General features: G+C 39.6%; 22 protein-coding genes and 1 tRNA gene. 12 read left to right on the top strand and 11 right to left on the bottom strand.

What is annotated here, in order from left to right; all coding sequences use genetic code 11:
- Window positions 1-13 precede the first annotated feature (13 nt).
- On the bottom strand, window positions 14-1,252 hold the full coding sequence (locus FRX97_RS03905; protein ID WP_170227011.1) for an alpha/beta hydrolase: 1,239 nt from the start codon (window positions 1,250-1,252) through the stop codon (window positions 14-16).
- 73 nt (window positions 1,253-1,325) lie between these two features.
- Between FRX97_RS03905 and FRX97_RS03900 the strand changes: the two genes are divergently transcribed.
- Window positions 1,326-2,693 carry a carboxylesterase family protein gene (locus FRX97_RS03900; RefSeq protein WP_170227010.1) on the top strand — a complete coding sequence of 456 codons (1,368 nt, stop codon included), beginning with the start codon at window positions 1,326-1,328 and terminating at the stop codon, window positions 2,691-2,693.
- Window positions 2,694-2,729: 36 nt separating this feature from the next.
- On the opposite strand, the gene FRX97_RS03895 is transcribed toward FRX97_RS03900, so the two are convergent.
- From FRX97_RS03895 to FRX97_RS03870, 6 genes are all read right to left on the bottom strand, one after another.
- On the bottom strand, window positions 2,730-2,882 hold the full coding sequence (locus tag FRX97_RS03895; protein WP_147013597.1) for a lmo0937 family membrane protein: 153 nt from the start codon (window positions 2,880-2,882) through the stop codon (window positions 2,730-2,732).
- 19 nt (window positions 2,883-2,901) lie between these two features.
- Window positions 2,902-3,327 carry a lipocalin family protein gene (locus FRX97_RS03890; protein ID WP_147013595.1) on the bottom strand — a complete coding sequence of 142 codons (426 nt, stop codon included), beginning with the start codon at window positions 3,325-3,327 and terminating at the stop codon, window positions 2,902-2,904.
- Between the two features lie 3 nt (window positions 3,328-3,330).
- Window positions 3,331-3,678, bottom strand: a complete 348-nt coding sequence (locus tag FRX97_RS03885) for a hypothetical protein (protein WP_147013593.1) — start codon at window positions 3,676-3,678, stop codon at window positions 3,331-3,333.
- 223 nt (window positions 3,679-3,901) lie between these two features.
- Window positions 3,902-3,974, bottom strand: a tRNA-Gly gene (locus FRX97_RS03880).
- A 41-nt stretch (window positions 3,975-4,015) separates the two neighbouring features.
- Complete coding sequence (locus FRX97_RS03875; protein ID WP_147013591.1) at window positions 4,016-4,228, bottom strand: hypothetical protein; 213 nt, start codon at window positions 4,226-4,228, stop codon at window positions 4,016-4,018.
- 4 nt (window positions 4,229-4,232) lie between these two features.
- Window positions 4,233-8,252: a hypothetical protein gene (locus FRX97_RS03870; RefSeq protein WP_147013589.1), complete on the bottom strand. Its 4,020-nt coding sequence runs from the start codon at window positions 8,250-8,252 to the stop codon at window positions 4,233-4,235.
- 76 nt (window positions 8,253-8,328) lie between these two features.
- On the opposite strand from FRX97_RS03870, the gene FRX97_RS03865 reads away from it, so the two are divergent.
- Entirely contained in the window at window positions 8,329-9,459 is a 1,131-nt protein-coding gene (locus FRX97_RS03865) for an NAD(P)/FAD-dependent oxidoreductase (RefSeq protein ID WP_147013587.1), read from the top strand.
- Window positions 9,452-9,829 carry a hypothetical protein gene (locus FRX97_RS03860; protein WP_147013584.1) on the top strand — a complete coding sequence of 126 codons (378 nt, stop codon included), beginning with the start codon at window positions 9,452-9,454 and terminating at the stop codon, window positions 9,827-9,829. The genes FRX97_RS03865 and FRX97_RS03860 overlap by 8 nt, the downstream gene beginning before the upstream one ends.
- Window positions 9,830-9,879: 50 nt before the next feature.
- Here the strand turns inward: FRX97_RS03860 and FRX97_RS03855 are convergent, their stop codons facing one another.
- A complete protein-coding gene (locus FRX97_RS03855; RefSeq protein ID WP_317129534.1) occupies window positions 9,880-10,572 on the bottom strand; it encodes an FKBP-type peptidyl-prolyl cis-trans isomerase in 693 nt (230 codons plus the stop codon).
- Between the two features lie 59 nt (window positions 10,573-10,631).
- Here FRX97_RS03855 and FRX97_RS03850 point away from each other — a divergent pair, with 59 nt between their 5' ends.
- Window positions 10,632-11,339 carry a class I SAM-dependent methyltransferase gene (locus tag FRX97_RS03850; RefSeq protein WP_147013582.1) on the top strand — a complete coding sequence of 236 codons (708 nt, stop codon included), beginning with the start codon at window positions 10,632-10,634 and terminating at the stop codon, window positions 11,337-11,339.
- A gap of 2 nt (window positions 11,340-11,341) precedes the next feature.
- Complete coding sequence (locus tag FRX97_RS03845) at window positions 11,342-11,959, top strand: thioredoxin family protein (protein ID WP_147013580.1); 618 nt, start codon at window positions 11,342-11,344, stop codon at window positions 11,957-11,959.
- Here FRX97_RS03845 and FRX97_RS03840 read toward each other — a convergent pair.
- Complete coding sequence (locus tag FRX97_RS03840) at window positions 11,936-13,564, bottom strand: ABC-F family ATP-binding cassette domain-containing protein (protein ID WP_147013578.1); 1,629 nt, start codon at window positions 13,562-13,564, stop codon at window positions 11,936-11,938. The two genes, FRX97_RS03845 and FRX97_RS03840, sit on opposite strands and share 24 nt — an antisense overlap.
- A 101-nt stretch (window positions 13,565-13,665) precedes the next feature.
- Between FRX97_RS03840 and FRX97_RS03835 the strand changes: the two genes are divergently transcribed.
- The 7 genes from FRX97_RS03835 (at window position 13,666) to FRX97_RS03805 (ending at window position 21,558) form a co-directional block, all read left to right on the top strand.
- Window positions 13,666-14,199, top strand: a complete 534-nt coding sequence (locus FRX97_RS03835) for a plasmid pRiA4b ORF-3 family protein (protein WP_147013576.1) — start codon at window positions 13,666-13,668, stop codon at window positions 14,197-14,199.
- The gene (gene miaA, locus FRX97_RS03830; protein WP_147013574.1) at window positions 14,199-15,113 is read left to right on the top strand and encodes a tRNA (adenosine(37)-N6)-dimethylallyltransferase MiaA; all 915 of its coding nucleotides are present in this window, start codon (window positions 14,199-14,201) and stop codon (window positions 15,111-15,113) included. The genes FRX97_RS03835 and miaA overlap by 1 nt, the downstream gene beginning before the upstream one ends.
- A gap of 61 nt (window positions 15,114-15,174) precedes the next feature.
- Window positions 15,175-16,194 carry an extracellular solute-binding protein gene (locus tag FRX97_RS03825; RefSeq protein ID WP_147013572.1) on the top strand — a complete coding sequence of 340 codons (1,020 nt, stop codon included), beginning with the start codon at window positions 15,175-15,177 and terminating at the stop codon, window positions 16,192-16,194.
- Between the two features lie 33 nt (window positions 16,195-16,227).
- Window positions 16,228-17,787 (top strand): ABC transporter permease, encoded by a 1,560-nt coding sequence (locus FRX97_RS03820; RefSeq protein WP_147013570.1) that lies wholly within the window; start codon window positions 16,228-16,230, stop codon window positions 17,785-17,787.
- Window positions 17,780-18,676 (top strand): ABC transporter ATP-binding protein, encoded by an 897-nt coding sequence (locus FRX97_RS03815; protein ID WP_170227009.1) that lies wholly within the window; start codon window positions 17,780-17,782, stop codon window positions 18,674-18,676. The genes FRX97_RS03820 and FRX97_RS03815 overlap by 8 nt, the downstream gene beginning before the upstream one ends.
- Complete coding sequence (locus tag FRX97_RS03810; protein WP_147013566.1) at window positions 18,660-19,004, top strand: hypothetical protein; 345 nt, start codon at window positions 18,660-18,662, stop codon at window positions 19,002-19,004. Before FRX97_RS03815 ends, FRX97_RS03810 begins: the two co-directional genes overlap by 17 nt.
- Window positions 18,997-21,558 carry a zinc-dependent metalloprotease gene (locus tag FRX97_RS03805; RefSeq protein WP_147013564.1) on the top strand — a complete coding sequence of 854 codons (2,562 nt, stop codon included), beginning with the start codon at window positions 18,997-18,999 and terminating at the stop codon, window positions 21,556-21,558. The genes FRX97_RS03810 and FRX97_RS03805 overlap by 8 nt, the downstream gene beginning before the upstream one ends.
- A 369-nt stretch (window positions 21,559-21,927) precedes the next feature.
- Here FRX97_RS03805 and FRX97_RS03800 read toward each other — a convergent pair whose 3' ends face one another.
- A complete protein-coding gene (locus tag FRX97_RS03800) occupies window positions 21,928-23,151 on the bottom strand; it encodes a PKD domain-containing protein (RefSeq protein ID WP_147013562.1) in 1,224 nt (407 codons plus the stop codon).
- Complete coding sequence (locus FRX97_RS03795) at window positions 23,152-23,721, bottom strand: RNA polymerase sigma factor (RefSeq protein WP_147013560.1); 570 nt, start codon at window positions 23,719-23,721, stop codon at window positions 23,152-23,154.
- Window positions 23,722-23,808 lie beyond the last annotated feature (87 nt).

Below are 23,808 nucleotides of genomic sequence, written 5' to 3'. Positions count from 1 at the left end.
GCCGCCTTTTTTATTACTTGATAATCACTCGGTGTCGGTCGCCGTTGGGCAGTCCAACAAAATAAATTCCTGTTTCTAAATCGCCCACATAAATCTTGTTAGTGCTTATTATTTCAGACTTAACAAGTTTCCCTGTTTGATCGAAAATCTGAGCTTCTCCCTTAAGGCGGTTTGAAATAAAGATTTCGTTGTCTGCTGGATTTGGGTACAGATAGAATTCGTTATTTACTGCCAACTCTTCAACACTGGTAAAAGATTGGCATTGCTCCTGATCTGTAGCTAACACATTGTTAGTGTTACAGGGTAGGATGTCATGTAAGAATTTTACCAAGTGCTTTTCTGTAGAATCTAATCTTCGTGCGGTTTCCGCTGCATCTCCCTCTACCAAGAAAGAAGGATGGGTGTCATCTTGGTATGTGTCTAGAACGGCATGAACTCCAATATTTAATAAACGAGGAGTGATTAGTCCGCTTCCGTATAATTCAATAGGAGCGTTGCCACCAATGGGTCTTCCGTAGTCGTAACGAACAATACCATCTTGGGTTGAGTGTACGGAGTACACAGGTACATCGTTAGGCTCTATCCAACTGGTGTCTGCAAATCCACCAGAAAAGCTAAATACTCCGTTAGATTTGGAACAGTAACCAGGATTTCCACTGTTACCTTCCAGTCCACCTACTTCTCCAAGCCACGTTTGCCATTGCATTGGAAGTTTATTTACGTCGTCTACAAAAGCTAGGTGCAATTGTAAGATTGCTCCAGCTGATGTTCCTCCAGTAAAAATCGTAGCGGGATTAATGCGGTAATTATTATCGGTATCAGCGTCTTTTCTGAAAAAACGCACCGCTGCTTTCCCATCTTGAACAGCTCTAAATACCGTTTTAACCAATCCTTGCTCTTGACCAAGGTCAGTGATTTTACCTAAGCGATAGTCGATGCTAGCAACCACATAACCTCGTAGAGCAAGCTTGTTGGCAAAATATACAAGTTCGTCACTCGTTCGAGTTCCCGTAATAAAGGAGCCTCCAAACGCTAAGAGAACAAGGGGTCTATTACTTGCTGTATCTCCTTTTGGTTGGTATATGTCCATAAAGAGATCTTGCATAACACCATCGGCATTCATGGCAGCTCCATACTGAACGGTGCTGACATCCACTGAGTCGAAAATGATGTTTTGATACTTGGTATCACAATTTTGACCAAATCCTACCAAGGAAATGGATAAAAGGAATAGGGTAAATAGTTTTTTCATTTGATTGAAGTGTAGATTAGTAATGCAATATGCTTTTGTTAAATTATCTTTACGACAATTTAAAATAATTCTCATGCGTAAAATTACCACCCTTTACCTTTTGTTTTTCCTGATTTCGGTTAGTATTCAGGCCCAATCCCTACGCTATTTCGATAAGCTGTTTACCAAGGTCGCTGTAGACTCCAATATATTCTACGGGGCTAACTACGATTATGATAATTTGGATAATCAGCATGGAACTAATCTAGATTCTTTACACATGGATATCTATTATCCTGAGGGAGATCAAGAAACAAAAAGACCATTAATAATTTGGGTTCACGGTGGATATTTCCTTAAAGGATCCAAGCTTGATGAGGATATTACTTATTTCTGTAATGAGTTTGCCGCTAGAGGATTTGTTACTGCTGCAATAAATTATCGCTTAGGATTCGAGATGCCTATTGATTCCATTAACGCGGTGCGAGCGGTTTACAGAGCCATTCAAGACGGTCGTGCAGCAGTTAGGTTTTTACGTTCTAAAGCCAATGATTACGGTATAGACAAGGAAAGAGTATATATGGGGGGAACCTCAGCTGGATCATTTGTAGCCTTAAATCTAGCTTACTTCAATTTACCCGAGGAGGTGCCAGATTATCTTGATACCAATGAAAGACTGAGCATCAACGAAAAGCGAGGCTTTGGTTTAGATGGATTAGAGGGGCTGACCAATACGATTGAGGAATCTTCAAAAATTCAGGGAATCATTAACATAAATGGTGCTACCAAAACGGTAAAGTGGATGGATGATGCTTATTCTTCTTCCGTACCGTTAATTTCATTGCATGGTACTGCCGATTCTACCGTACCATACGGAACGAGAGTTATAAACGTGGCTGATGTGCAAACCGAGTTGCCAAAAGATCCACCGGTTCCTCTAATTGGTGTTCAAGGAAGTTACGATATGGATTGGCATGCTGATACAATGGGGTATACTTCTAGATTGTACACATGGTATGGAGCTGGGCACTCCCCACATTTAGGATATAAGGAAAACGATACGGCTAAGGCCTATCTAGATACCATAATGTCTTTTACTGTTAAGCATATTTATCAAGATTTTCTAGGTGGAAGTACCGTACCAGGTCTTGAGGAAAACGAGAGACCATGTGACTATAACAATGGAGATTTCTACCCATGCAAGACCAGTTCTTTAGGGGAAGAGTATCAAAAATCAAGCATTGCCTTGTATCCCGTTCCAATGGGAGATGAAACCCAATTTAACTTGCCAGGTAATGTAAAGGTTGATGAAGTCTGGGCCATGGATATGCTTGGAAGAAAAATATCTCTGGATTTAATAACTGGAAATTCAATCGATACCGAAAAGCTTAAACCGGGTAATTATTTAATCCTCCTAAAAACGAGTTCTGGAGAACTCCACAGAATAAAAGCCATTAAATAAAAAAAGGGCCGCTTAGTTAATAGCGGCCCTTTTATTTTATACCGATCTTCCTCGGATAAGTCTTAATAATATGGCTACCAAGGCCATAACGAGTAGTATGTGAATTAATCCTCCGAGACTAAGGGCGAAAAATCCGACTAACCATCCTATGACCAATATGACAGACAATACATATAATAGCGAGTTCATATTGTTTGGATTTTAGTTATTACTTGGGTTCAAGTCTAAGCTCTACATCATCACCTTTGCTTAAAAGCCAAAGCTCTTCTTGCGTCAATCGTAGAATAATGTAGGTTTCATCTGCTTCGTCGTTTTCATAATCTAATTTCAGGTCCGATTTCCCATTCTGAAATTCCCATGTTCCATCGGTTTCAAAGATTATGGTTCCGGCGTTACCGCTATATCTAGCTTGTAAAGTTGCGCTGTTATCGTTGCGAAGCTCCAGCTCGTATTGCTCGTAAGAGCTTGTTACATCATTCCCGTCTTCATAGGCTTTTTCTACTTTCCAGTAGTTGGTTATCCTGTCTTTCTTGGGGATTAGACTAACAACCGGACCGTCTTCGTATTTGGAGCAACTCACCGCAAAAAGGGTAAATGCCAATAGATATATTAAGTTTTTATTGAGGGTTTTCATGACTTATGATTTTTGGTTTATTTGATCTTCTAGTTCTTCTACTCTTTGTTCAAGAGCTTCAATTTGCTCTTCAGTGGCATCTTCGATATCCTCGTAGATAACTTCCAATTCGCGTTTTACCTTGTCCCATTTTTCTTCGGCTAGCGACTTATCCTGATCCAGTTTGTCTTTTAAAAGCTCCACCTGATCTTCTAAGTCATCCTTTCTGTCTTCTAAGAAATCAGAAGTGTTTTCTACTGTTTCCTGGTATTGTTCTTTTACTTTTTCTTTGGGCGTTTGTTCCTGGCAAGACACCATAATTAAACAAAGGCCTAAACCTCCTAGGGCAACTATTTTATTTGTAAGTTTCATGGTATTGGATTTTTGCCATGTGGAGACCAAATGCTATGCCGTAAAATCGTAACTAACTGAAATACAGGGGTTAAAAATGAAATAGGGGCCTTTATTTATTTTCGATTTGAAAGAAATTTTCAATTTGAAAACGGAATAAGGGATAAAAAAGGAAAAAGTGGAAAGACTTGTTTTGAAAGTTAATGGGCAAAAAAAATCCACCCGATTTGGGTGGATTTTCTTGAGCGGGAGACGAGGTTCGAACTCGCGACATTTAGCTTGGAAGGCTAATGCTCTACCAACTGAGCTACTCCCGCAGACGGTGCAAATATAACAGTTTTCTTAACTGAGAAAACCCTTAAATGCTTTGTCCTGAATTTTTTTCTTTATCGTCTGTAGTTACCTGTAGAATAAAGGTCACAATTGCCGAAGCTACAAATAAGACTAACAGGGTTTTAAGAGATTTCCAAAGAACATCTTCTATGGTAATTACCTCCCAAATAGAAAGAATTGCAATTACGGTAAATATAAATACCATACCTGCTAACATGTAAGAAAGTGCTTTTTTCATAGTTCTAGTTGTTACTGGCGCTTGCCCCAATTTTATCTAAAAATGAGTTATATTCTTGCGACGAAATACTTGATCCGTTTTTAAAGTAGAAGGTACCAAAGCGCGCCACAATTCTTAATAATTCATCTCCAAATCCACCTTCCACGTATATAATTCTGAAGATGTCTTTACCTACATCCTTATATTTTTCTCTTGTAATCCCTTCGGGGTAATTATCTCCCAAGAGTTTTCTAAAGTCATTTTCATCACCGGTAGAGGTGGTTTTATACATAACCTTAGGTTCTGGATTAACCTCTTCTTTTGGCGCTTCCTTTTCTTTAGCAGCTAGTTCCTTGGCTGCTTCCGCTTTGATACTGTCTTTGTTCACCTCTCCAAACTTTGTAATGTCCTGGAAAGCCACAACTTTTGGTTCTTTGGATTTCTCTATCAGTATATTGGCCTTTGCAATTTGGTCCTTTGGGTACTGCTCGTTAGGGTAGATAGTCAAAGCCTTTTCATAATCTTTAATCGCATTCTCCCAATCGTCTGCTTGCATTTTCGAGTCGCCAGCTTTTACTGCTTCTTCATAAGCAAGTTTTATATCCTCTAGGGCCTTTTTAGCTTTCGCAATCTGGTCTTTAGGATATTGTTCACCTGGAATCAGGGTTAAAGCATCTTGGTAATTCGCTATAGCCTGTTGGTATTTCTCCTTTTTCATATTAGCATCACCCTCAGAAATAAATCCTTGGTACTGCTTTCTAAGTTCTTGCTGCTTTTCAAACACCACTTTAGCTTTTTGAGCTGCGGCAATTTGGTCCTTTGGATATTTTTCTCCAGGCTTCAACGTAAGGGCCTTTTGGTAATTCGAAATAGCCTCATCAAATCTGTTGCTGTCCAATTTAACATCACCCTTCTGAAGAAGCGTAGCGTACTGTTGTTCAAGCTCTTTAGCGGCAAGCTTAGCCTCTATTTCTTTTTGAGCAGCAGCAATTTGATCCTTTGGGTACTGCTCATCTGGTTTTATTTGCAACGCCTTTTGATAATCTGCAACGGCTTCCTCAAAGCTGCCGTTATCAAACTTTTGATCAGCAGCAACTATAAGCTGGTTGTATTTTTCGGTTCTTTCCTTAGCTCTCGCAATTGCGTCTAAGGCTTCGTTGGCTTTTTCAATTTGTTGCTTAGGATATTGTTCCTGAGGCTTAAGCTGCATTGCAGCTTCGTATTTAGAAATTGCTTCGCTGTATTTTTTGTCATCAAAAAATCCGTCTGCTTCCGAAATTAAGCCTTGGTACTCCTGCTCTAATTCCTGACGTTTTGCAAGTTCATCAAGAGCGGCCTCTGCCTTTTTAATTTGATCTTTTGGATACTGTTCGTTGGGTTTAATCCCTAAGGCATTGTTATACGTGTTAATGGCTTCATTATAACGCTTGCCTTTAAACTCAGTATCTGCCTGTGCAATTAACTTTTGATAATTAGCCTCGAGTTCTTGTGCTTTTTGAGCCTCGGCTTTTAGCTTGTTGGCCTCTGCAATTTTATCTTTTGGGTAGGTTTCATTGGGCTTAATACCAAGCGCTTCCTGGAATTTTGCAATGGCGTTATCATAAGCCTTATTGCCCATCGCCTCATCTCCCTCTGCAACCAATTTGTTGTATAAAGCCTCTTGTTCCTTTTGCTTTTCAAGAGCATCTAGGGCCGCCTGCGCTTTTCCTATTTGGTCTTTAGGATATTGCTCATTTGGATTAAGCTGAAGAGCTTCTTGATACTTAGCAATTGCGGCATTGTATTCTTTAGCCGTAAAAGCTTGATCTGCCGCTGCAATTATTTCTTGGTACTGGTTAAGCAGCGCCTGTTTTTCTTGTGCTTCCTTAATTTTTCCATTTGCAAGAGCTATTTGGTCTTTTGGATATTGCTCATCGGGTTTAATGCCCAGCGCTTTGTTATAATTTGCAATAGCCTCTTGATATTTTTCATCTCCAAAGCTTTTATCTGCCGCTGCCAACGCGTTTTGGTAAGCGTCATCAAGCTTTTCTTGTTGTTTGATGGCTTCTAACTCAGCCTTGGCCTTAGTGATTTGATCTTTAGGATACTGCTCATTAGGTTTTATACCCAAAGCCTTTTCGTAGCTTGCTATAGCTTGTTCGAACTTAGCCTGATTAAACTCTACATCCGCTTGGGTAATCAACTTCTGATAGTTTTCGTCTTTAGCTTTTGCATCAGCCAAGGCTTTCTCCGCTTTTGCGATCTGCTCTGAAGGATATTGTTCGTTGCCTTTTATCGCTAGGGCCGCACTATAATCGGTAATTGCAGCTTGATAATTCTGCTCGCCAAATTTTTGATCGGCACTTGCAATCAACGCATTGTATTTTTCTTCAGCAGCCTGCTGAGCTTCTTTTTGTGCAATTGCTTCTTTTGCTGCGGCAATTTGATCCTTTGGATATTGTTCGTTTGGCTTAACTTTTAAGGCTTCGGTGTACGAAGCAATTGCTTCGTTGTATTTCTCTGCTTTAATGTTTGCGTCACCGTCAACAATTAGGTCGTTGTATTTTTTATTAAGCTCTTCCTGAGCTTTTCTGTCTGCTATAGCTTTTTTCGCTGCAGCAATTTGCTCTTTAGGATACTGCTCCTCCGGTTTTAATTCGGATGCAGAAGTGAATTGTGCAATAGCCTCTTCGAATTGTTCGCTTCCAAAGGCTTTATCCCCGGCTTGAACAAATTTGTCGTATTTCTCATTGAGTTTAGCTTGGTCCTCTAGTTGCTGGAGAGCAGCTCTAGCTTTTTCAATTTGATCTTTTGGGTACGCTTCCTGAGATTTTAATTTCAATGCTTCGGTGTACAATCCTATGGCATCTTCGTATTTCTTGTTGTTAAAAGAATTATCAGCAGAGGCAATAAGGTTATCGTATTGCTCTTGAATTTTTCGCTGTTCTTCAAGTTTGCTTAAGGCAGCTTGGGCAGCATTAATTTGGTTAGCTGGATAAGATTCCTGGGGCTTAAGTTTTAGAGCTCCCTCGTATTTAGCAATGGCTTCTGTAAATTTTTCACCTTGGAATAACTGATCTCCCTCCGCGACTAACTTTTTATAGTTTTCCTCAAGTTCCTTTTGTTTTTTAAGGTCTTCTAGCTTTCTGTTTAAACTATTTATCTGTTGTTGAGGGTATGCCTCTTGTGGCTTTAACGCAAGAGCACTTTCATATTTATTCTTTGCTTCTTGCCATTTTTCTTGTGCTACTAAGTCGTCGGCTTCAGAAATGAGCTTTTTATAATTCTGCTCGAGTTCTGCCTGTTTTTGCTGCTCTTCTAAAGCCGCCTTTGCCTTGGCTAGTTTTTGTTCTACAATTTGTCCTCCAGTAATAAAGCTGGAGTTTTGATTGTATAAATCAAGCGCATCGCTGTATTTAAAAACAGCATTCATGTATGCAGCATTTGCATATTCTTGATCACCCTGAATAACCAGTTGGTCAAATTGTTCAAGTATTTTTCTTTGTCTTTCCGCTTCCTCTTGCTCTCTTCTTAAGCGCTCCTCTTCCTCTTTATAGCGTTTTTCTAATTCGCGTTTAAGTCTCGCAATTTCGGCTTGAATACTACGTGTGTATTCAAAATCAAAGCCGAGCTCACCCGCAGCAGGAACAAAACTTGCTTTACCAATCGGTTTTTTAAGAATGTCAAAGTTTATTCCGTCGATTTCTTCAAAAAGCGACATGTCAAGGTCAAAGCCAAAACCTCCCACTTTATTTTCGTCAGGAACATTCTTGGTATTGATATTGATGAATTTTGCTACATATCCATCTTTTACAAAGCGGATATCGTAATCGTGATCGAAATCAAGATCTAACTCAAATTTTCCATTTAGGGTGGTAACGTAGGTGGTTTTGGTATTACCATCCTCTACCAAAATAACCTTTACATCAGTTAATTTTTTGCTACTACGCTCATCTTTAACCGTTCCGTACACATAAATTCTGTCGGACTGGGCGTAGGTTGCAAATGAGTATAATGTGAAAATTAATAATGTAAGTGCTCTTAAAAAACTAGCTCGCTGCTTCATTCCTTCTTCTTAATCAAGGCAAATATCTTAATATTGATAACAATAGTTTATACAAAACGAAGTAAGCTGATAAAAATTGGATATCTCACTTCAAAAATCTAACAACTTCAGTTACTGGGAGCATCAAATATTAGGCCAACCCTTCGATTTTATCATTATTGGTGGTGGCTTTTGTGGCCTCTACACAGCACTGTTTATAAAGGAAAAGCGTCCAAAAGCAAAGGTTTTAATTCTGGAGAAAAATTTAGTTGGAAACACTGCAAGTACAAAAAATGCAGGGTTTTCCTGTTTTGGTTCAGCTGGAGAATTGCTCGATGATATTCATCAAATTGGATGGGAAAAGACCGCCGATCTCCTTCAAATGAGAATTGGTGGATTAGAAATTCTTCAATCGGTTATACCGCATTCCGTTATGGATTATTCTAGATGTGGGGCTTTTGAGGTGTTTTCTAAGGATGAAGAAGAGCAAAGCCGATTTCAAAGGGTACAAGAAAATCTCGACAACATCAATACGGACTTTAAATCCATCCTACCGAATTCGTACACGGTAAAAGATCTTCCGGATAAATTGAAGTTTAAAGGAAAGGGAATATTTCAGGCTGGAGAAGGTGCGTTAAATCCCTTTAAATTAATCAGATACCTAGAGCAAAAAGTAAGAACTTTAGGAGTTGAATTTATTAAGGGAGTAGAAGTGTATCAGGTGGACAATACCGCTGAGAATGAGGTGAATGTGCACACCAATAAACTGGATTTAAAATGTCAGGTGGCAATTTGCACCACGAATTTAAACTCCCTAAAGCTTCCTGAGGTTGACTGTCAACCAGCAAGAGCTCAAGTAATCATAAGTAAACCTCTTCCCCGGTCAGTGCCCAAAGAGGTTTTCCACGCCATGAATGGGTACACTTATTTTCGTTTTGTTGACGGAAGGTTGTTATTGGGGGGGATGCGTCACATGGACATGGAAAATGAGTTTACGGGAAGCAATAACAATACGGCCCCAATAATTGACCAACTAAAAAGTTTTGGAAAGGAATTAATGGGCTTTCCCATCCCATGGGACTTCTCATGGACAGGTACCATGAGCGTGGGGCCAGATCGCTTTCCCAATATAGGTTCGCGAAAAAATATATTGTATGGATTAAAAATGGGAGGGATGGGAGTAGCAGTTTCTCCGTATATAGCTAAAAAGCTTGTTGAACATGTATAAATATGTGGGGGTAGTTATTTTGGTAGGAATTTCCTTTTTCGCTTGCAAAAAGGAGAAAACGAATGCAGATCCAATAAATACTAGTGCTATAAGCTGCGCAGATGTAGACAGTACTTTTGCCAGTGGAGTTAGACCTATAATTGCCAAGTCTTGTGCTATAGCGGGATGTCATAAATCGCCTGGAAGGGGAGGGGTAATTTTAGAAAGCTATGAGCAAATAAGTACTGAGTCTCAGAAGTCGAGATTTCTAATTGCCATAAAAAGAAGTGGAGAAAATGGGGTGTCTCCAATGCCGCCTTCAAATCCACTAACTGCCGAAGAAGTAAAATCGATTTCTTGCTGGATAGATGCAGGAAGTCTTGATAATTAGAAACAAAAAAGGCGGGATAAACCCGCCTTTTAATCTTATATAAAGTAGAATTACTTTACAATTTCCAGAAGCTCAACTTCGAAAATTAAAGCTTCGTTTGGTCCAATAATTCCTTGAGTTCCTCTCGGACCGTAAGCTAAATCTGATGGAATGTATAGTTTCCACTTAGACCCAACAGGCATAAGCTGTAACGCTTCTGTCCAACCTGGAATTACTCTGTTTACTGGGAAACTAGCTGGCTCATTACGCTCTACGCTTGAGTCGAATACAGTTCCATCGATTAGTGTTCCGTGGTAATGAGTTTTAACCTTGTCGGTTGGGCCTGGTTTTGGTCCGTTACCCATTTTTAGTACCTCGTACTGTAATCCACTTTCTAGAACTACAACATCTTCTCTTTCAGCATTCTTTGCAAGGAATTCCTCCCCTTTAGATTTAGCAGCGTCCGCTTTTTTCGATTGCAGTTTAGTAAGGTAAGATCTTACAATTTCTTGAGACTCTTCAACAGTGAATTCTAACTCACCCTCGTTCATCACATCCTTAATTCCTTGAACCATAAGGTCTACTGAAAGGCTGTCGAATTCTGAGTTTTTCACATTGTTTCCAATGTCCATCCCTAGGCTGTAGCTAAACTTGTCAGCATCTCCTTTAATTTCCATTCTTTCGTTTTGGTTGTTTTGATTACACCCTACCATGGTTGCAACTGCGGCAACAGCAACAAGGCTATTCTTTAACTTTTTTGTCATTTGATTGGAATACTTTTGCCGGCAAAGATAGAATTTAAACCAAGGGGCAGAAACCTATTATGTATTCAACAGAAGTTTTTGGCAAATGCATTTACGATTACCATTCGGGGAATAAAAAGGCCCATGTAAAGGTGCATGCGCCTGATTTTGATGACGATGAAATTCCTGGAGAATACTTGCTCCGAAATTTTCCGCAAATGCCCGATTGGGAGCAGTTGGCTTTGGAAAAATGTAGAGGAAGTGTTTTGGATATAGGTGCTTGTGCTGGTGGGCATAGCGCCTGGTTGCAAAGCAAGGGTCTAGAGGTAACAGCTCTTGAAATTGATCCGCTTGCATGTAGATTCCTCAACGAAGAACGGAATATTTCAAAAGTGGTTAATGAGTCTATCTACGATTTTCAATCGAAAAAAAAGTTCGACACCATTTTGTTACTGATGAATGGACTGGGTATTGCCGGTACCACCCGAAATTTGTCTCAATTTATTTTTGCCTGCCTAAGTAATTTAAATCCGGGTGGACAAATAATTTTTGAATCGGCAGATGTAGGCTATCTTTTTCCCGACGAGGAGTTATCCCTCGATCCTTATTATGGTGAAATGGAATACCAGGTTTCCTTTGAAAAAGATATATCTGAGCCCTTTCCATGGCTGTACTTGGATTCGAAGAATATGAAGTTGTTCTGCGACAAACATTTGCTTGCCTTTGATGTTCTATATCAAGGAGAGAACAATAATTACCTAGGGGTAATTTCCAATTCAGAGAGATAGGGATGGATTACAAAAAGAAGTTTGAGGAAGGAATAAGCTACGAGCGATACATGCAGGAAATGTTGCGCTTTAAAACCGAAGGGAAATCTTCCTCCTTTAATCAAAAGGTTGGGTACGCTGAATATACTTCGCTTAGTTACCACCGAATGAAGCGCCTAAACAAAACCTTGAAGCTCTCAGAATCTCTGGGTGAAAAATTGGATGAATTGAAGACCCCAATTCATATGTTGGCTATCACAGAATCCTGGTGTGGGGATGCTGCCCAAAATCTACCGTTATTCGATTTGTTGAGTTCGTACAGCGATCAATTAAATCTGAAACTAGTATACAGGGAGGAAAATTTAGATCTAATGGATGAACATCTCACCGACGGCGGACGGAGTATTCCAGTAGTTATTTTCCTTGATGATAATTTTCAACGCGTTGCACAATGGGGGCCTAGACCCAGACCCATTCAAGAGTTTGTAAAGGACTATAAGAGCCGGCCAGAGCCCAAAGAAGCCTACGAGGAATTTCAAAAAAAAACTCAGCAACTTTACAACCATGATGGAGGTAAAACGCTGAGTTTAGAAATAGAAAATATTATAGATCAACTCCTAAGCAGGAACTGCACCGTATAGTTTAGCTTTCTCTTCTTTCACTGCTGGGTGCCTTAGGTAGTCATCATAGGTAAGTTCCCTATCGATGAATCCAGCCGGTGCCAACTCGATTATTCTATTCGCAATGGTGTTTACGAACTCGTGGTCATGAGAGCTAAACAATAAGGTTTCTTTAAATTCGATTAAAGAGTTGTTTAACGCGGTAATAGACTCAAGATCTAAGTGGTTTGTGGGCTCCTCAAGGATCATCACATTCGCACCTTCCAACATCGTCTTGCTTAGCATACAGCGTACCTTTTCCCCTCCAGAAAGTACGTTACACTCTTTTAGTGTCTCTTCTCCAGAAAAAAGCATTTTCCCAAGAAATCCTCTAATAAAGGTTTCGTCTTTTTCCTCAGAGTATTGCCTTAACCAGTCAATAAGGTTGTAATTGTTATTGAAATACTCGTGGTTATTGTTTGGCATGTAACTATGGGTAGTAGTAACTCCCCAATCTACCGTACCAGCAACTGGTTTTTCTAAACCAGAAATAACCTTAAATAAGGAGGTGATTGCAATGGGGTCGTTAGCTAAGAAAGCCACTTTATCTCCTCTTCTCAGCTTAAAGGAAACGTCTTTATATAGGTAAAGACCTTCTTCATTCTTTTGGGTAAGACCTTTTACTTCCAGAATTTGATCTCCAGCCTCGCGTTGAGGTTCCCAAATAATAGCAGGATATTTTCTATTAGAAGGTTGTATTTCTTCAATATCCAGTTTTTCAAGCATTTTCTTTCTACTGGTTGCTTGTTTAGATTTTGCCGCGTTGGCGCTAAATCGAGCAATAAATTCCAGTAATTCTTTTTTCTTTTCCTCGGCCTTTCTGTTTTGCTGTGCTTTTTGGCGTGTGGCAAGCTGGCTTGCTTGATACCAGAAAGAGTAGTTACCAGTAAAAAGCTGAATTTTCTTAAAGTCGATATCAACGATATGGGTACAAACCATATCTAAGAAGTGACGGTCGTGAGAAACCACGATAACCGTGTTATTGAAATCGGCTAAAAAGTTTTCAAGCCACATGATGGAGTTAGCATCAAGGTCGTTGGTAGGTTCATCCAATAACAGTACATCTGGATTTCCAAATAGGGCTTGAGCAAGAAGTACACGAACTTTTTCTTTTCCAGATAAATCACTCATTTGAGTGTGGTGAAGCGAATCGTTAATTCCCAATCCACTTAAAAGATCGGCAGCATCTGCTTCGGCTGTCCAACCGTCCATTTCCGCAAACTCTGCTTCCAATTCACTGGCTTTTACACCATCTGCTTCGCTAAAATCTTCTTTTGCGTAAATGGCGTCTTTGGCTTGCATAATATCCCAAAGCTTGTCGTGGCCTTTTAGTACGGTATTTAAAACAGTAAAATCATCAAACTCGTTGTGATTCTGCTTTAAAACCGCCATTCTAGATCCATTCGCAAGGTTTACCTTACCTGTGGTTGGATCTTGTTCTCCACTCAGTATTCTTAAGAAGGTACTTTTTCCAGCTCCATTAGCACCGATAACTCCGTAACAGTTACCAGGTGTGAATTTTAAGTTTACGTCGTCAAAAAGAACGCGTTTGTTAAATTGTAGGGAAAGGTTCTCTACATTAATCATCCTGCCTAAATTTTTTGCAAAGGTACTGATAATTAAAGGTTTTGCCCGATATACTCGATATTAACTTTTTTTACCTTCGCGCTATAAAAGGAGGATACCTCATGAAAAGCTTTACACTACACGTTTTGGTGGATACCAAAGAGAAAACCGATGTTTTTAGAGACATAAAAATATCGGCAGATGCAAAATTGGAGACTTTGCACAAGGCTATTTTAAAAGCATTCGATTTTAAGGGGCAAGAAATGGCGGCATTTTACAGTTGCGACAAAGACTGGGAACGACTGCAAGAATTCCCTCAAATGGCAATGGATAAAGGGCAGGAGAAGTATGAGATGGGTACTGCTACCATTGCCGATTTGGTGAAGAAAAAAGGGAGTAAGGCATTATATGTCTACGACTTTCTGAAAATGTGGTGCTTTTTAATAGAGGTAATCAACGTTAGTGAAGAGGCCACCAAAACTCCTAAGGTGTTATTAACAGTAGGAAAAGCGCCTAAAGAATCGGAGAAAAAAGTGTCCGAGGAACCGTCTTTTGAGGGAGAAGGTGGGATAGAAGATTTTAATGATAATTGGGACGATGACGATGAATACGATGACGATAGTTATCAGTCCTACGACGAAGATTATAATTATTAATGGACGTATCCTGTCCAAACATTTTGTTTGTTATGGGGCCAACGGCTATCGGAAAATCAGCGGTAGCTGCCAAATTGGCCCAATTTTTTAATACCCACGTTATTTCAGCAGATTCTCGCCAGTTTTATAGAGAATTACCCATAGGTACAGCACATCCAAGTGCTACCGAGTTAGAACTGGCGCCCCATCATTTTATTGGCAATTTAGAGTTAACAGAAACCTGGTCGGCATCGAAATTCGCCAACGAAAGCTTAGCGCTTTTAAAAAATCCAACTTTTAATCCTCTTGCCATATTTTGTGGTGGATCGGGATTTTATCTTAGAGCTTTAGAATACGAGTTAGACGATATTCCAGAAGCCCCTGAAGAGGTGCGAGCAAAACTAAACTTGGAAATTAAAGAGCACGGATTATCCCCCCTTCAGGGTGAGTTAAGGGAAAAAGATCCCGGCTATTACTCAAAGGTTGATATTCACAATCCACAGAGAGTAATAAGGGCACTAGAGGTGATCCGATTTACTGGGAAAAGGTACAGTGACTTTTTGAGTGGCACACCTAAAAAAAGACCATTTAACTGTATAAAAGTGGGGCTAGAAATGGATAGAGCAGCACTGTATGATCGAATCAATAAGAGGGTAGATCTGATGATGGCGGCTGGATTGGAAGAAGAAGCCAAAAGGGTTTATCCTCAAAAACATCTGAACAGTCTTAACACAGTAGGCTATAAAGAGCTGTTCCAATACTTTGATGGAAACTGCAGCAAGGAAGAGGCTATTGATGAGATTAAAAAGAATACCAGGCGTTTTGCTAAACGCCAAATGACCTGGTTAAGGCGAGAAGAGCAGGTTGAATTTTTCCATCCCTCAGATTTCTATAAAATCTGTGAATATGTGCAGTCTAAAATCAAATTACCCTGATTTAGGTATATGTTACCCAAATGTTAAGAGGTACTTTTGAAGCCCAAAACAAACTCGGGCTATGAAGAATATTTTTCCCCTAATTATTGTTGCAATTTCATTTTTATTTGGGGCTTGTACTCAGCAAGAAGAAAAGGTAGTAAACCTATATACACATCGCCATTACGATGTGGATAAAATGATCTTCGAAAAATTCCAAAAGGAAACGGGAATAAAAGTTAACGTAGTTAGCGCCTCTGCTGACGAATTAATTACCAAGATTAAGCAAGAAGGTGAGCTATCTCCAGCCGATTTATTAATTACTGTGGATGCAGGAAAAATCGAAAGAGCAAAGCAGGATGGATTACTTCAATCAGCTAACTCCGACGTGCTAAATCAACAAATTCTTGCACCCTATAGAGATTCGGAAAACTATTGGTTCGGAATTTCATCCAGAGCAAGAATAATTGCGGTTAGCAAATCCTATGAAAATCCAGAAAGCCTAACCTATGGCGATTTAGCTTCGGATGCATGGCAGGGTAAGGTTTTAATGCGCTCTTCAGATAATATTTACAACCAAAGCTTGGTAGCTGCAATTATTGGAAATGTTGGTGAAGATTCTGCTATGAAATGGGTTGCTGCAGTGCACGGTAACTTGGCGAGAGACCCAAAGGGTAATGATAGAGACCAGGTACGTGCCATCGCTGCTGGTGAAGGTGAAATTACAGTAGTAAACTCTTACTACATTGGGAAAATGGCCAATTCTGATCAGGAAAATGATAGAAACGCTATTGAAAAAGTGAATTTTGTATTTCCTTCAGATGCGAACTTAAACACGCATGTAAATATTAGCGCAGCTGGATTGTTAAAGCATGCTCCAAACAAGGAAAATGCGGTAAAGCTTTTGGAATTTATTACACGAGCAGATAACCAAGAGTTAATTTATACCGAAAATCAGGAATATCCTGTTAATACATTAAAACCAGCAGAGCAATTCTTTACTCCAGTTGGGGAGTTCGAGATAGACGATTTGCCATTATCGGAATTGGGAGCGCACCAAAATAAGGCTGTATCCTTTTTTGAGAAGGCGGGTTGGATGTAAATTCCCACCTTTGCTGAGAAGGCACTTTATATTATGCTCGGAAATCCCACTTTTCGAATTAAAAAACTTATAGCAATTATAGCCGGCGGAATTCTAGTTATTCCGTTGGCTTTTTTGGTTTATAGGGGGATTTTGGGTTGGTCTTTTTTAGGCGAAATAAATTCATCCATTTACCTTGCCACCACCAAACTTGTGGTGCTTACGCTATTTTTAGCATGCCTGTTGGCAGTGGTAAATGGGGTTTTTCTATTCTATTTTCAGGGAAAGCACAAGCAGTTGCTATTCCTCCTTTTGTTATTGCCATTGGCATTTCCAACCTACATAATGGCTTTTAATTATGCGGTAATCTGGGAGTTTTTGTCCTATTTATTTGGAGTTTCCAGAAGTGGGATTAAATCCATTTATGGTTTGTCTTTAGTCTGCAGCCTATGCTTGTATCCGTATATTTTATTGCCCTTTCATATGTTTTTGCAAAAAAGGGGCAAGGCTTGGTTTGCCCAGGCGGAGGTGATGGGAGTTAGCCAAGGTAAATTATGGATATCGGTGGTTTTACCTTGCAGCGCTGGAGCAATTTTATTGGGGGCTTCATTGGTCGGGTATGAACTGTTAAATGACTACGGCGCGGCAAAATATTATGGAGTTAATACGCTAACTACCCAAATCTTCAAATCCTGGTTTGGAAGGAATCAATTAAATGAAGCTATGGGCATAGCTTTATTATTGTTGGTGATAATTTTAGCACTTAGGTATGTGGTTTCGGTATTTAAAACCGAAGAAGGAAAAACAAGTAAAACTCAAGTTTTATATACTCCGAAACTTCGGGTTGCTGTATCCATCTTTTTAAGCTTCTTTTTTTGGTTTACCCTACTTGCGGCACTGTTGCTGCCAGTCTTTGCTATGGGCTATGGATTATACTTTGACTGGAATTTGCAGGATTGGTCTATATTGTTCTCAGCTGGATTAAACAGTGTAGTGGTAGCTCTATTAAACGCTTTGTTTACGGTACTCATTGTAGCGATAATAGCGGAAATGGAGGTTTTTTCGAGTTCGAAATATCTTAAAGCCAACCATAAAATTTTAGCATCGGGTTATGCTATTCCCGGGGCGGTTATTGCAGTTGCGGTTATTGGGTTTGGGACTGGTGTTTTTAAGCTTATTGCTGAGGTAGATTTTGAATTGGCGAAGTGGTTAAATCAAAGCTTGATTTTGCTCTTATTGGCTTTGGTTTTTAAGCTTTATGCCGTAGCTGTCCCAAGTGTTCAGGTGGGGTGGGAGACCTTTGGGAAAAGCCAGGTTGCAGCGATAAAAGTGTTTCAACGATTTAGTTCTATTAATCTTTTTGGGCGAGTTGTTCAACCTCAAATGCTGAAGTTTTATGCAGGTGCCGCGCTTTTTGTTTTTATCGACACTCTTAAGGAACTTCCAATTACCTTATTGCTACGCCCATTTAACTTTGAAACCCTGGCTGTAAAAGCATATAATTTGGTGGAAGATGAGTTCCTGTACAGAGCAGCTCCATATTCCTTAATTATTTGTTTGTTTTGTGCTCTAGGTATTTACTTGTTTAACCGAATAAATAGAACCCTTGATTAAGGTTAAAGATTTATCATTTAGCTATAAAAAAACGGATTCCGTTTTAAAAGAGATATCCTTCGAGATAGCATCAGGGGAGTTATTGGCAATTTTAGGGTCTAGTGGGTCCGGTAAAACTACCCTGTTAAATCTTCTTGCTGGTTTAATCCACCCTCAGCAAGGAGTCATATTAAATTCAAGTAATACAAAACCAAGCGCGGCCTTGGTATTTCAAGATTATGCCCTTTTTCCCAACCTTTCAGTGTTGGATAATTTAAAACTTATTTCTTCCGATAAAGAACAAATTCAAGGCTGGATAGAGCGACTTCAATTAGCCAATTTTATTGGTCAAAAGCCTAGTACGCTTTCGGGGGGACAGCAACAAAGGGTGGCAGTGGCTAGGGCTATGCTTTGCAATCCAGAGCTGCTTCTTCTTGATGAGCCTTTTTCAAATTTGGACACCGCTCATAAAACGGAACTGAGGTTGAATTTAAAAACGCTTCTAAAGGATAAAAAGCAGTCTACTATTTTGGTTACCCACGACCTGGAAGATGCCTTTGCACTAGCGGATCGACTTATTGTTATTGATAGCGGAAGAATAGTTCAAGATGATACCCCAGAAAAGCTTTACCATAATCCTAGTTCAGAAAAGGTTATGGCCTTAACAGGTGGTTATACTTCGCTTATTACTGAAAATGGTGAAAAAATATTTGCTCGACCCGAACACATAAAGTTGGATATGGAGCAAAATAAATGCGAAGTTGAGATTTTGGAAAACCAATTTTCAGGCTCACAATTCAAGGTGATTTATGCTATAAATGGAACAAGCGGTTATTTTTATTCCCCTGAAAGAATTATAAACCCCTCAATCACCATTGGAATAGCCAATAACCATGTCATCCGATTCTAACCGAACCAATCGAATAAAGCTTCTTGAGCAATGGACAAAGGAAAATCCAGACGATCCATTTGCGTTTTACGCATTAGCACTAGAGCTAAAAGCGATTGGTGAAATTGTACAGGCGCAAGACCGCTTAAATGAAATATGTGCCGAATTTCCAGATTACCTTCCTGCTTTTCAGATGTTAGGTCATATATTTCTAGAGCAGGAAAAAATTGAAGCTGCCAAGAAATTTTTCCAGCAAGCTAAAGATTTGGCTTACAAGCAAAGCAACCATAAAGCAATCAGAGAAATCAGTGATTTTTTAATGCAAATTCAATTACACTATTATGAATAAATACCTAGGAATTGCACTCGCCCTCGGACTTTCCGTTGGGCAGGTCAATGCGCAATGGTTTCCAACTCGTGTGAAACCCAATCAGGCCGCCAAAGAATCGGTGGCAAAGAAAGCTCCCTCATCAAATAAGGAAATCGGTAAGATTACCAAAAACTGTAAGGAAATTCCAGGTTTATTTGGCATGTTACAAGACACCACCAACGGTTCGGTGTATATGTGGATAGATGAAGATAAAATTGGTAAGGAATTTATCCACTTTTCTCAAATTGCCGATGGAGTCCTACCAGCTGGCTTTTTCAGGGGATCGTATCGCGGAAGTAGGGTGGTAAAAATCGAGAAGTATTTCAATCAAATAGATGTAAGACTGGTTAACACTTCATTCTATTTTGACGAGAACAATGAACTCGCTAAAGCGGCCGATGCTAACATCAATAATCCAATTCTGTTCTCAGAAAAAATTGTTGGTACGGAAAACGGAAAGCACCTGATAAAAGCCGATAAGTTATTTGTTTCAGAAAGCTTGTCTCAGGTAAAGCCAACGCCCAACCCAAAAAGACCTGGTTTTTCGTTAGGGTCTTTTAATAAAAGCCTTTCTAGAGTAGATAGAATTAGAAACTATCCAGAAAACACCGATGTAAAGGTTACTCTGGTTTATTCTAACCCATACCCTAAAAGTGGTGGAGATAGATCGGTTTCCGACCCTAGATCGGTAAATGTGGAAATTTATCATTCACTTATCGCGATGCCACAAAACGACTTCAGACCAAGAAGAGACGATCCGCGCATCGGGTATTTTACTACACAAAGGAATGACATGACCTCCCTTTCTCATACTCCATACAAGGATATGATTCACCGATGGTATTTGGAGAAAAAGAATCCAGAGGCTGAAATTTCAGAGCCCGTACAACCTATCGTTTGGTGGATAGAAAATACTACACCAGAAGAGTTTAGAGAAACCATTAGAAAAGGAGTGTTGAGATGGAATGCTGCTTTTGAAAAGGCCGGATTTAAAAATGCCGTTCAAGTGCGGATTCAACCCGATACCGCAACTTGGGATGCAGGAGATATTCGCTATAATGTTCTTCGTTGGACATCTTCACCAACTCCTCCTTTCGGGGGATACGGGCCAAGCTTTGTTAACCCCAGAACGGGGCAAATATTGGGAGCCGATATCATGCTGGAATGGGCTTCAATTTCCAATAGATTAAAAAGAGAAGAGGTGTTCTCATCTGCAGCCCTAAATATTTTTGGAGATGAAATTTTGGAGGCCGATAAATGCTTTAGTGCAGACATGCTGGGACAACAAATGGTCTTTGCCAATACAACCTTCGACGCTATGGAACTTTCAGAAGTGGCAAGAAAAGATTTTGTCAAGCAAATTCTTTACCGTTTGGTTCTTCACGAAGTAGGACATACCCTTGGATTAAACCACAATATGAAAGCGAGCTCATGGCTAACTTATGAGGAAATTAAAGATCCAGAAAAGGTTAGAAAGCAAGGGTTGTGTAACTCGGTAATGGAATATCCTGCTATCAATTTCCCCCTCAATAAAGAGGATCATACCATGTTTTATGATGACAACATTGGGCCTTATGATTTTTGGGTAATTAGATATGGATATTCTCCTGGATCTGAGTACAGCGAAGAAGAGGAGCTACGATTACAAGAGATTTTGGCTGAATCTACAAAGCCAGAACATATGTTTGGTAACGACGCCGATGATATGCGTTCTCCAGGAAAAGGTATTGATCCTCGAGTTAATATATATGACTTGAGTTCAGACCCTGTTGCTTATGCGGTAGACAGAATTAAGTTGGTGAAGAAAACCATGCCTAAGATTTTGGAAACCATTCCCCAAGAAGGAGAATCTTATCATAGACTTAGAAGTGCATATTTAGCCTTAACTGGAGAGATGGGAACTTCCTTAGGGGTTATTTCACGTCAAATTGGCGGGGTATACATCAACCGTTCGTTGGTTGGTCAGGAAGAAGATGCAGTTCCGTACACCGCCGTTCCTTATGCTAAGCAAAAAGAGGCAATGAACGCTATTAAAAGGTATGCCTTAGCACCAGATGCCTTTATGGAGTCTGAAGAATTGTTTAGGCATTTACAACCTCAGCGTCGTGGTTTTAACTTTTTTGGTTCTACAGAGGATCCTAAGCTTCACGATCGCTGGTTAAATATTCAAAAACAGTCGGTTGCACACATCATGCATCCAACGGTAACTAAACGATTAACGGATGCTTCACTTTATGGAAATAAATATTCTGTTGCGGAGTGTTTTGGTGATCTTACCGATGGAATTTTTTCGGCTGATCGATACAAATCGGTGAATACCAACCGTCAAAATCTTCAGGTTTTCTACGTTGAAAGTTTAGCTGGAATCATTGGAGAGAAATCTCGCTATGACAATATCACCAAAGCAGCTGCATTAAAGCAATTACAAGACATTAAGAAAATTAATGCTTCAGCATCTAAGCCTAACGAAAGTACTAAAGCGCATAGAGCTTACATAGATTATTTGGTAACTAATGCTTTAGATAAAGATTAGACTCAAGCGTTGCTTTGAAAGTAATGATAAAGCCATCCTTCGGGGTGGCTTTTTTTTTTTGGACATAAGAAAACCCCAGACGGGAAATCTGGGGTTTAATATTTGCTCAAATCCAGTCCCCTAATTAAAATTGGGCAATGGTAGAAGGAAGATCGGGAAATGGCAAATTTTACTTTTTAGGCTTATGATTTAATCATGAAGCAAGGTAAAATTAGAAATTTTGATGTTTGTCCCCTACTAATAGTTTATTCCGAATAAGTTTTAGCTAATAAAGTTCAAGTCCTTTCTTGGACTGTTAACACAGAATTTATGGGAATAAAAAAAGCCGCATATGCGGCTTTTTCTTGTGATGAGCATTGCGAGGTAAAGTTAAGGTCGCAATAGTTTTAGGGTACCTTTAAATATTTCGGTTTCTCCGTTTTCTTTGGTTAGACGTACTGTCCAGGCGTAGTCACCTTGATTAGCCAGTGTACCGGTAGTCATGTTAATTCCATTCCAACCTCTTCCGTCTTGGTTGTCTTTGTAAATCAGTTTTCCTGATGTTACTTCATAGATTTCTAACTTGTATGGTAGATGGCTGTTTTCAAGCGCTTTTGGCAAGAAGACGTCATTAATTCCGTCCTGATCTGGAGTAAATGCATTTGGAGCTAACAAATTGTAGTCGTTCTCTACTCTAACCACTTTTACAATAGTATCGTAGCATCCAAAGTTGTTGGCTACAACCAGTTTTATTGGATAATTTCCTTTGTTGTTAAGATCTAATTCTAAAGTAGGCTGCATCCAGATTTTGTCATTGTATATCCACTCGATGTGCTTGTAATCTGCAAAGGATGATTTTAACTCAACCTTTTGAGCGAAATCCTCAGGTGGAACTATAGTATAGTCAAAGTCAGCTTGAGGCTGTGGATTTACTATAATCGGCTCTCCAGCAATCACCCGTTTTGTCTTATTAGAAATAAGCGAAGTTACCTCTAGGCTAACGGAGTATTTTCCTGCCTTTTTATATTGGTGCTTTGGCTCTGGAAGGCTAGAGCTATTTCCATCTCCAAAAGTCCATTTATAGCTTACTGGTTCGTCAATATTAGCTGTAAAACCAATTGCTTCTTTAACACAAACCTCCTTGCGAGTTAATCCGATGGTGAAATCTAAATCGTCTGAGGAAACCGTTTCAATTATCGGCTGCTGGTTGACAGGCTTTTCATAGGCGTTTTCCATGGGGGTAGCCTTCTCAAGCTTTTCGCTAGAAGCAGTGTTTTTAGCAGCTTTCTCAACAGAATTTTTCGAAACCTCATTTGGCACTTTGTCTTCAATAACTGCCTCAGGTTTTTTGGTGCTGCTTTCTATAATTGGTTCTTGGCTTTGCTCCTGTTGAATAGGAGTAGGTAGTTGAATTGTATTCTCCTTAGAGTCAAATCCAAAATACGCTACAGAAGCAGCCGTAATAACAATAGCAGAACCGATGGCAATCTTCTTGCCAAGGCCACCTCCGGATGACACCGAGAGTTGGCTCTCAATTTTCGACCAGTGGTTTGGGTTGTAATCAACCTCATATTGGTCCACTGATTTTTTAATGTATTCTTCGAACTTGCTCATTTACAATTCAGTCTTCTCAAAGTTTTCTTCAAGGATCTTTCTCAATCTGGCTTTAGCTTTTAGGAGGTTAGATTTTGAAGTTCCTATACTAACTCCCAGCATGTCGGCAATCTCCTTGTGTGTGTAATCTTCAATCACATAGAGGTTAAATACCATTTTGTATGCAGGGGTAAGCTGTTGTATAGCCTCCATAACCTGTTTGGGAGAATAGGGATAATTCCACTCTTCATCTCCTTCTTCTTCGCGATCGAAGTCTTCCATTTGCTTATCCTCGGGCAATAGTAGAAAGTCACTCTTTCTGCTCCGATGAAAATCGATGGATGTATTTACCACAATCCGCTTTAGCCAACCTTCGAAAGAACCTTTGTAGCCATATCTATCAATACTGTTAAATATCTTGATAAAGCTATTTTGTAAAATATCCTCTGCCTGATCCATGTTTCGCGTATAACGCAAGCAAATGGGAAGTAAGGTTTGGTAATATCTTCTATGGATATATTCCTGCGACTTCCTATCGTTGTTACAACAACCTTCTATTGCCTCCCTTAACTCCTTACTCAGGCTTACCATATTTTACTATTCCTTTGACGCTTTCTAATTGAAGCGGTTGCCATTCAAAAATTGCATTTGCAAAATTTATGTCATGATACCGGTTAG

This window comes from Luteibaculum oceani (genome assembly GCF_007995015.1).
In the GTDB taxonomy this organism is placed as follows: domain Bacteria; phylum Bacteroidota; class Bacteroidia; order Flavobacteriales_D; family Luteibaculaceae; genus Luteibaculum; species Luteibaculum oceani.
Note: the sequence above shows the minus strand (reverse complement) of the source record. Positions and strands in the feature narration are given on the sequence as shown.

What these genes read in the sequence shown, in the direction of transcription:
- FRX97_RS03905 (WP_170227011.1), bottom strand. Translation starts at nt 1,252, where the DNA reads ATGAAAAAACTATTTACCCTATTCCTTTTATCCATTTCCTTGGTAGGA.
- FRX97_RS03900 (WP_170227010.1), top strand. Translation starts at nt 1,326, where the DNA reads ATGCGTAAAATTACCACCCTTTACCTTTTGTTTTTCCTGATTTCGGTT.
- FRX97_RS03895 (WP_147013597.1), bottom strand. Translation starts at nt 2,882, where the DNA reads ATGAACTCGCTATTATATGTATTGTCTGTCATATTGGTCATAGGATGG.
- FRX97_RS03890 (WP_147013595.1), bottom strand. Translation starts at nt 3,327, where the DNA reads ATGAAAACCCTCAATAAAAACTTAATATATCTATTGGCATTTACCCTT.
- FRX97_RS03885 (WP_147013593.1), bottom strand. Translation starts at nt 3,678, where the DNA reads ATGAAACTTACAAATAAAATAGTTGCCCTAGGAGGTTTAGGCCTTTGT.
- FRX97_RS03875 (WP_147013591.1), bottom strand. Translation starts at nt 4,228, where the DNA reads ATGAAAAAAGCACTTTCTTACATGTTAGCAGGTATGGTATTTATATTT.
- FRX97_RS03870 (WP_147013589.1), bottom strand. Translation starts at nt 8,252, where the DNA reads ATGAAGCAGCGAGCTAGTTTTTTAAGAGCACTTACATTATTAATTTTC.
- FRX97_RS03860 (WP_147013584.1), top strand. Translation starts at nt 9,452, where the DNA reads ATGTATAAATATGTGGGGGTAGTTATTTTGGTAGGAATTTCCTTTTTC.
- FRX97_RS03855 (WP_317129534.1), bottom strand. Translation starts at nt 10,572, where the DNA reads ATGACAAAAAAGTTAAAGAATAGCCTTGTTGCTGTTGCCGCAGTTGCA.
- FRX97_RS03850 (WP_147013582.1), top strand. Translation starts at nt 10,632, where the DNA reads ATGTATTCAACAGAAGTTTTTGGCAAATGCATTTACGATTACCATTCG.
- FRX97_RS03845 (WP_147013580.1), top strand. Translation starts at nt 11,342, where the DNA reads ATGGATTACAAAAAGAAGTTTGAGGAAGGAATAAGCTACGAGCGATAC.
- FRX97_RS03840 (WP_147013578.1), bottom strand. Translation starts at nt 13,564, where the DNA reads ATGATTAATGTAGAGAACCTTTCCCTACAATTTAACAAACGCGTTCTT.
- FRX97_RS03835 (WP_147013576.1), top strand. Translation starts at nt 13,666, where the DNA reads ATGAAAAGCTTTACACTACACGTTTTGGTGGATACCAAAGAGAAAACC.
- miaA (WP_147013574.1), top strand. Translation starts at nt 14,199, where the DNA reads ATGGACGTATCCTGTCCAAACATTTTGTTTGTTATGGGGCCAACGGCT.
- FRX97_RS03825 (WP_147013572.1), top strand. Translation starts at nt 15,175, where the DNA reads ATGAAGAATATTTTTCCCCTAATTATTGTTGCAATTTCATTTTTATTT.
- FRX97_RS03820 (WP_147013570.1), top strand. Translation starts at nt 16,228, where the DNA reads ATGCTCGGAAATCCCACTTTTCGAATTAAAAAACTTATAGCAATTATA.
- FRX97_RS03810 (WP_147013566.1), top strand. Translation starts at nt 18,660, where the DNA reads ATGTCATCCGATTCTAACCGAACCAATCGAATAAAGCTTCTTGAGCAA.
- FRX97_RS03805 (WP_147013564.1), top strand. Translation starts at nt 18,997, where the DNA reads ATGAATAAATACCTAGGAATTGCACTCGCCCTCGGACTTTCCGTTGGG.
- FRX97_RS03800 (WP_147013562.1), bottom strand. Translation starts at nt 23,151, where the DNA reads ATGAGCAAGTTCGAAGAATACATTAAAAAATCAGTGGACCAATATGAG.
- FRX97_RS03795 (WP_147013560.1), bottom strand. Translation starts at nt 23,721, where the DNA reads ATGGTAAGCCTGAGTAAGGAGTTAAGGGAGGCAATAGAAGGTTGTTGT.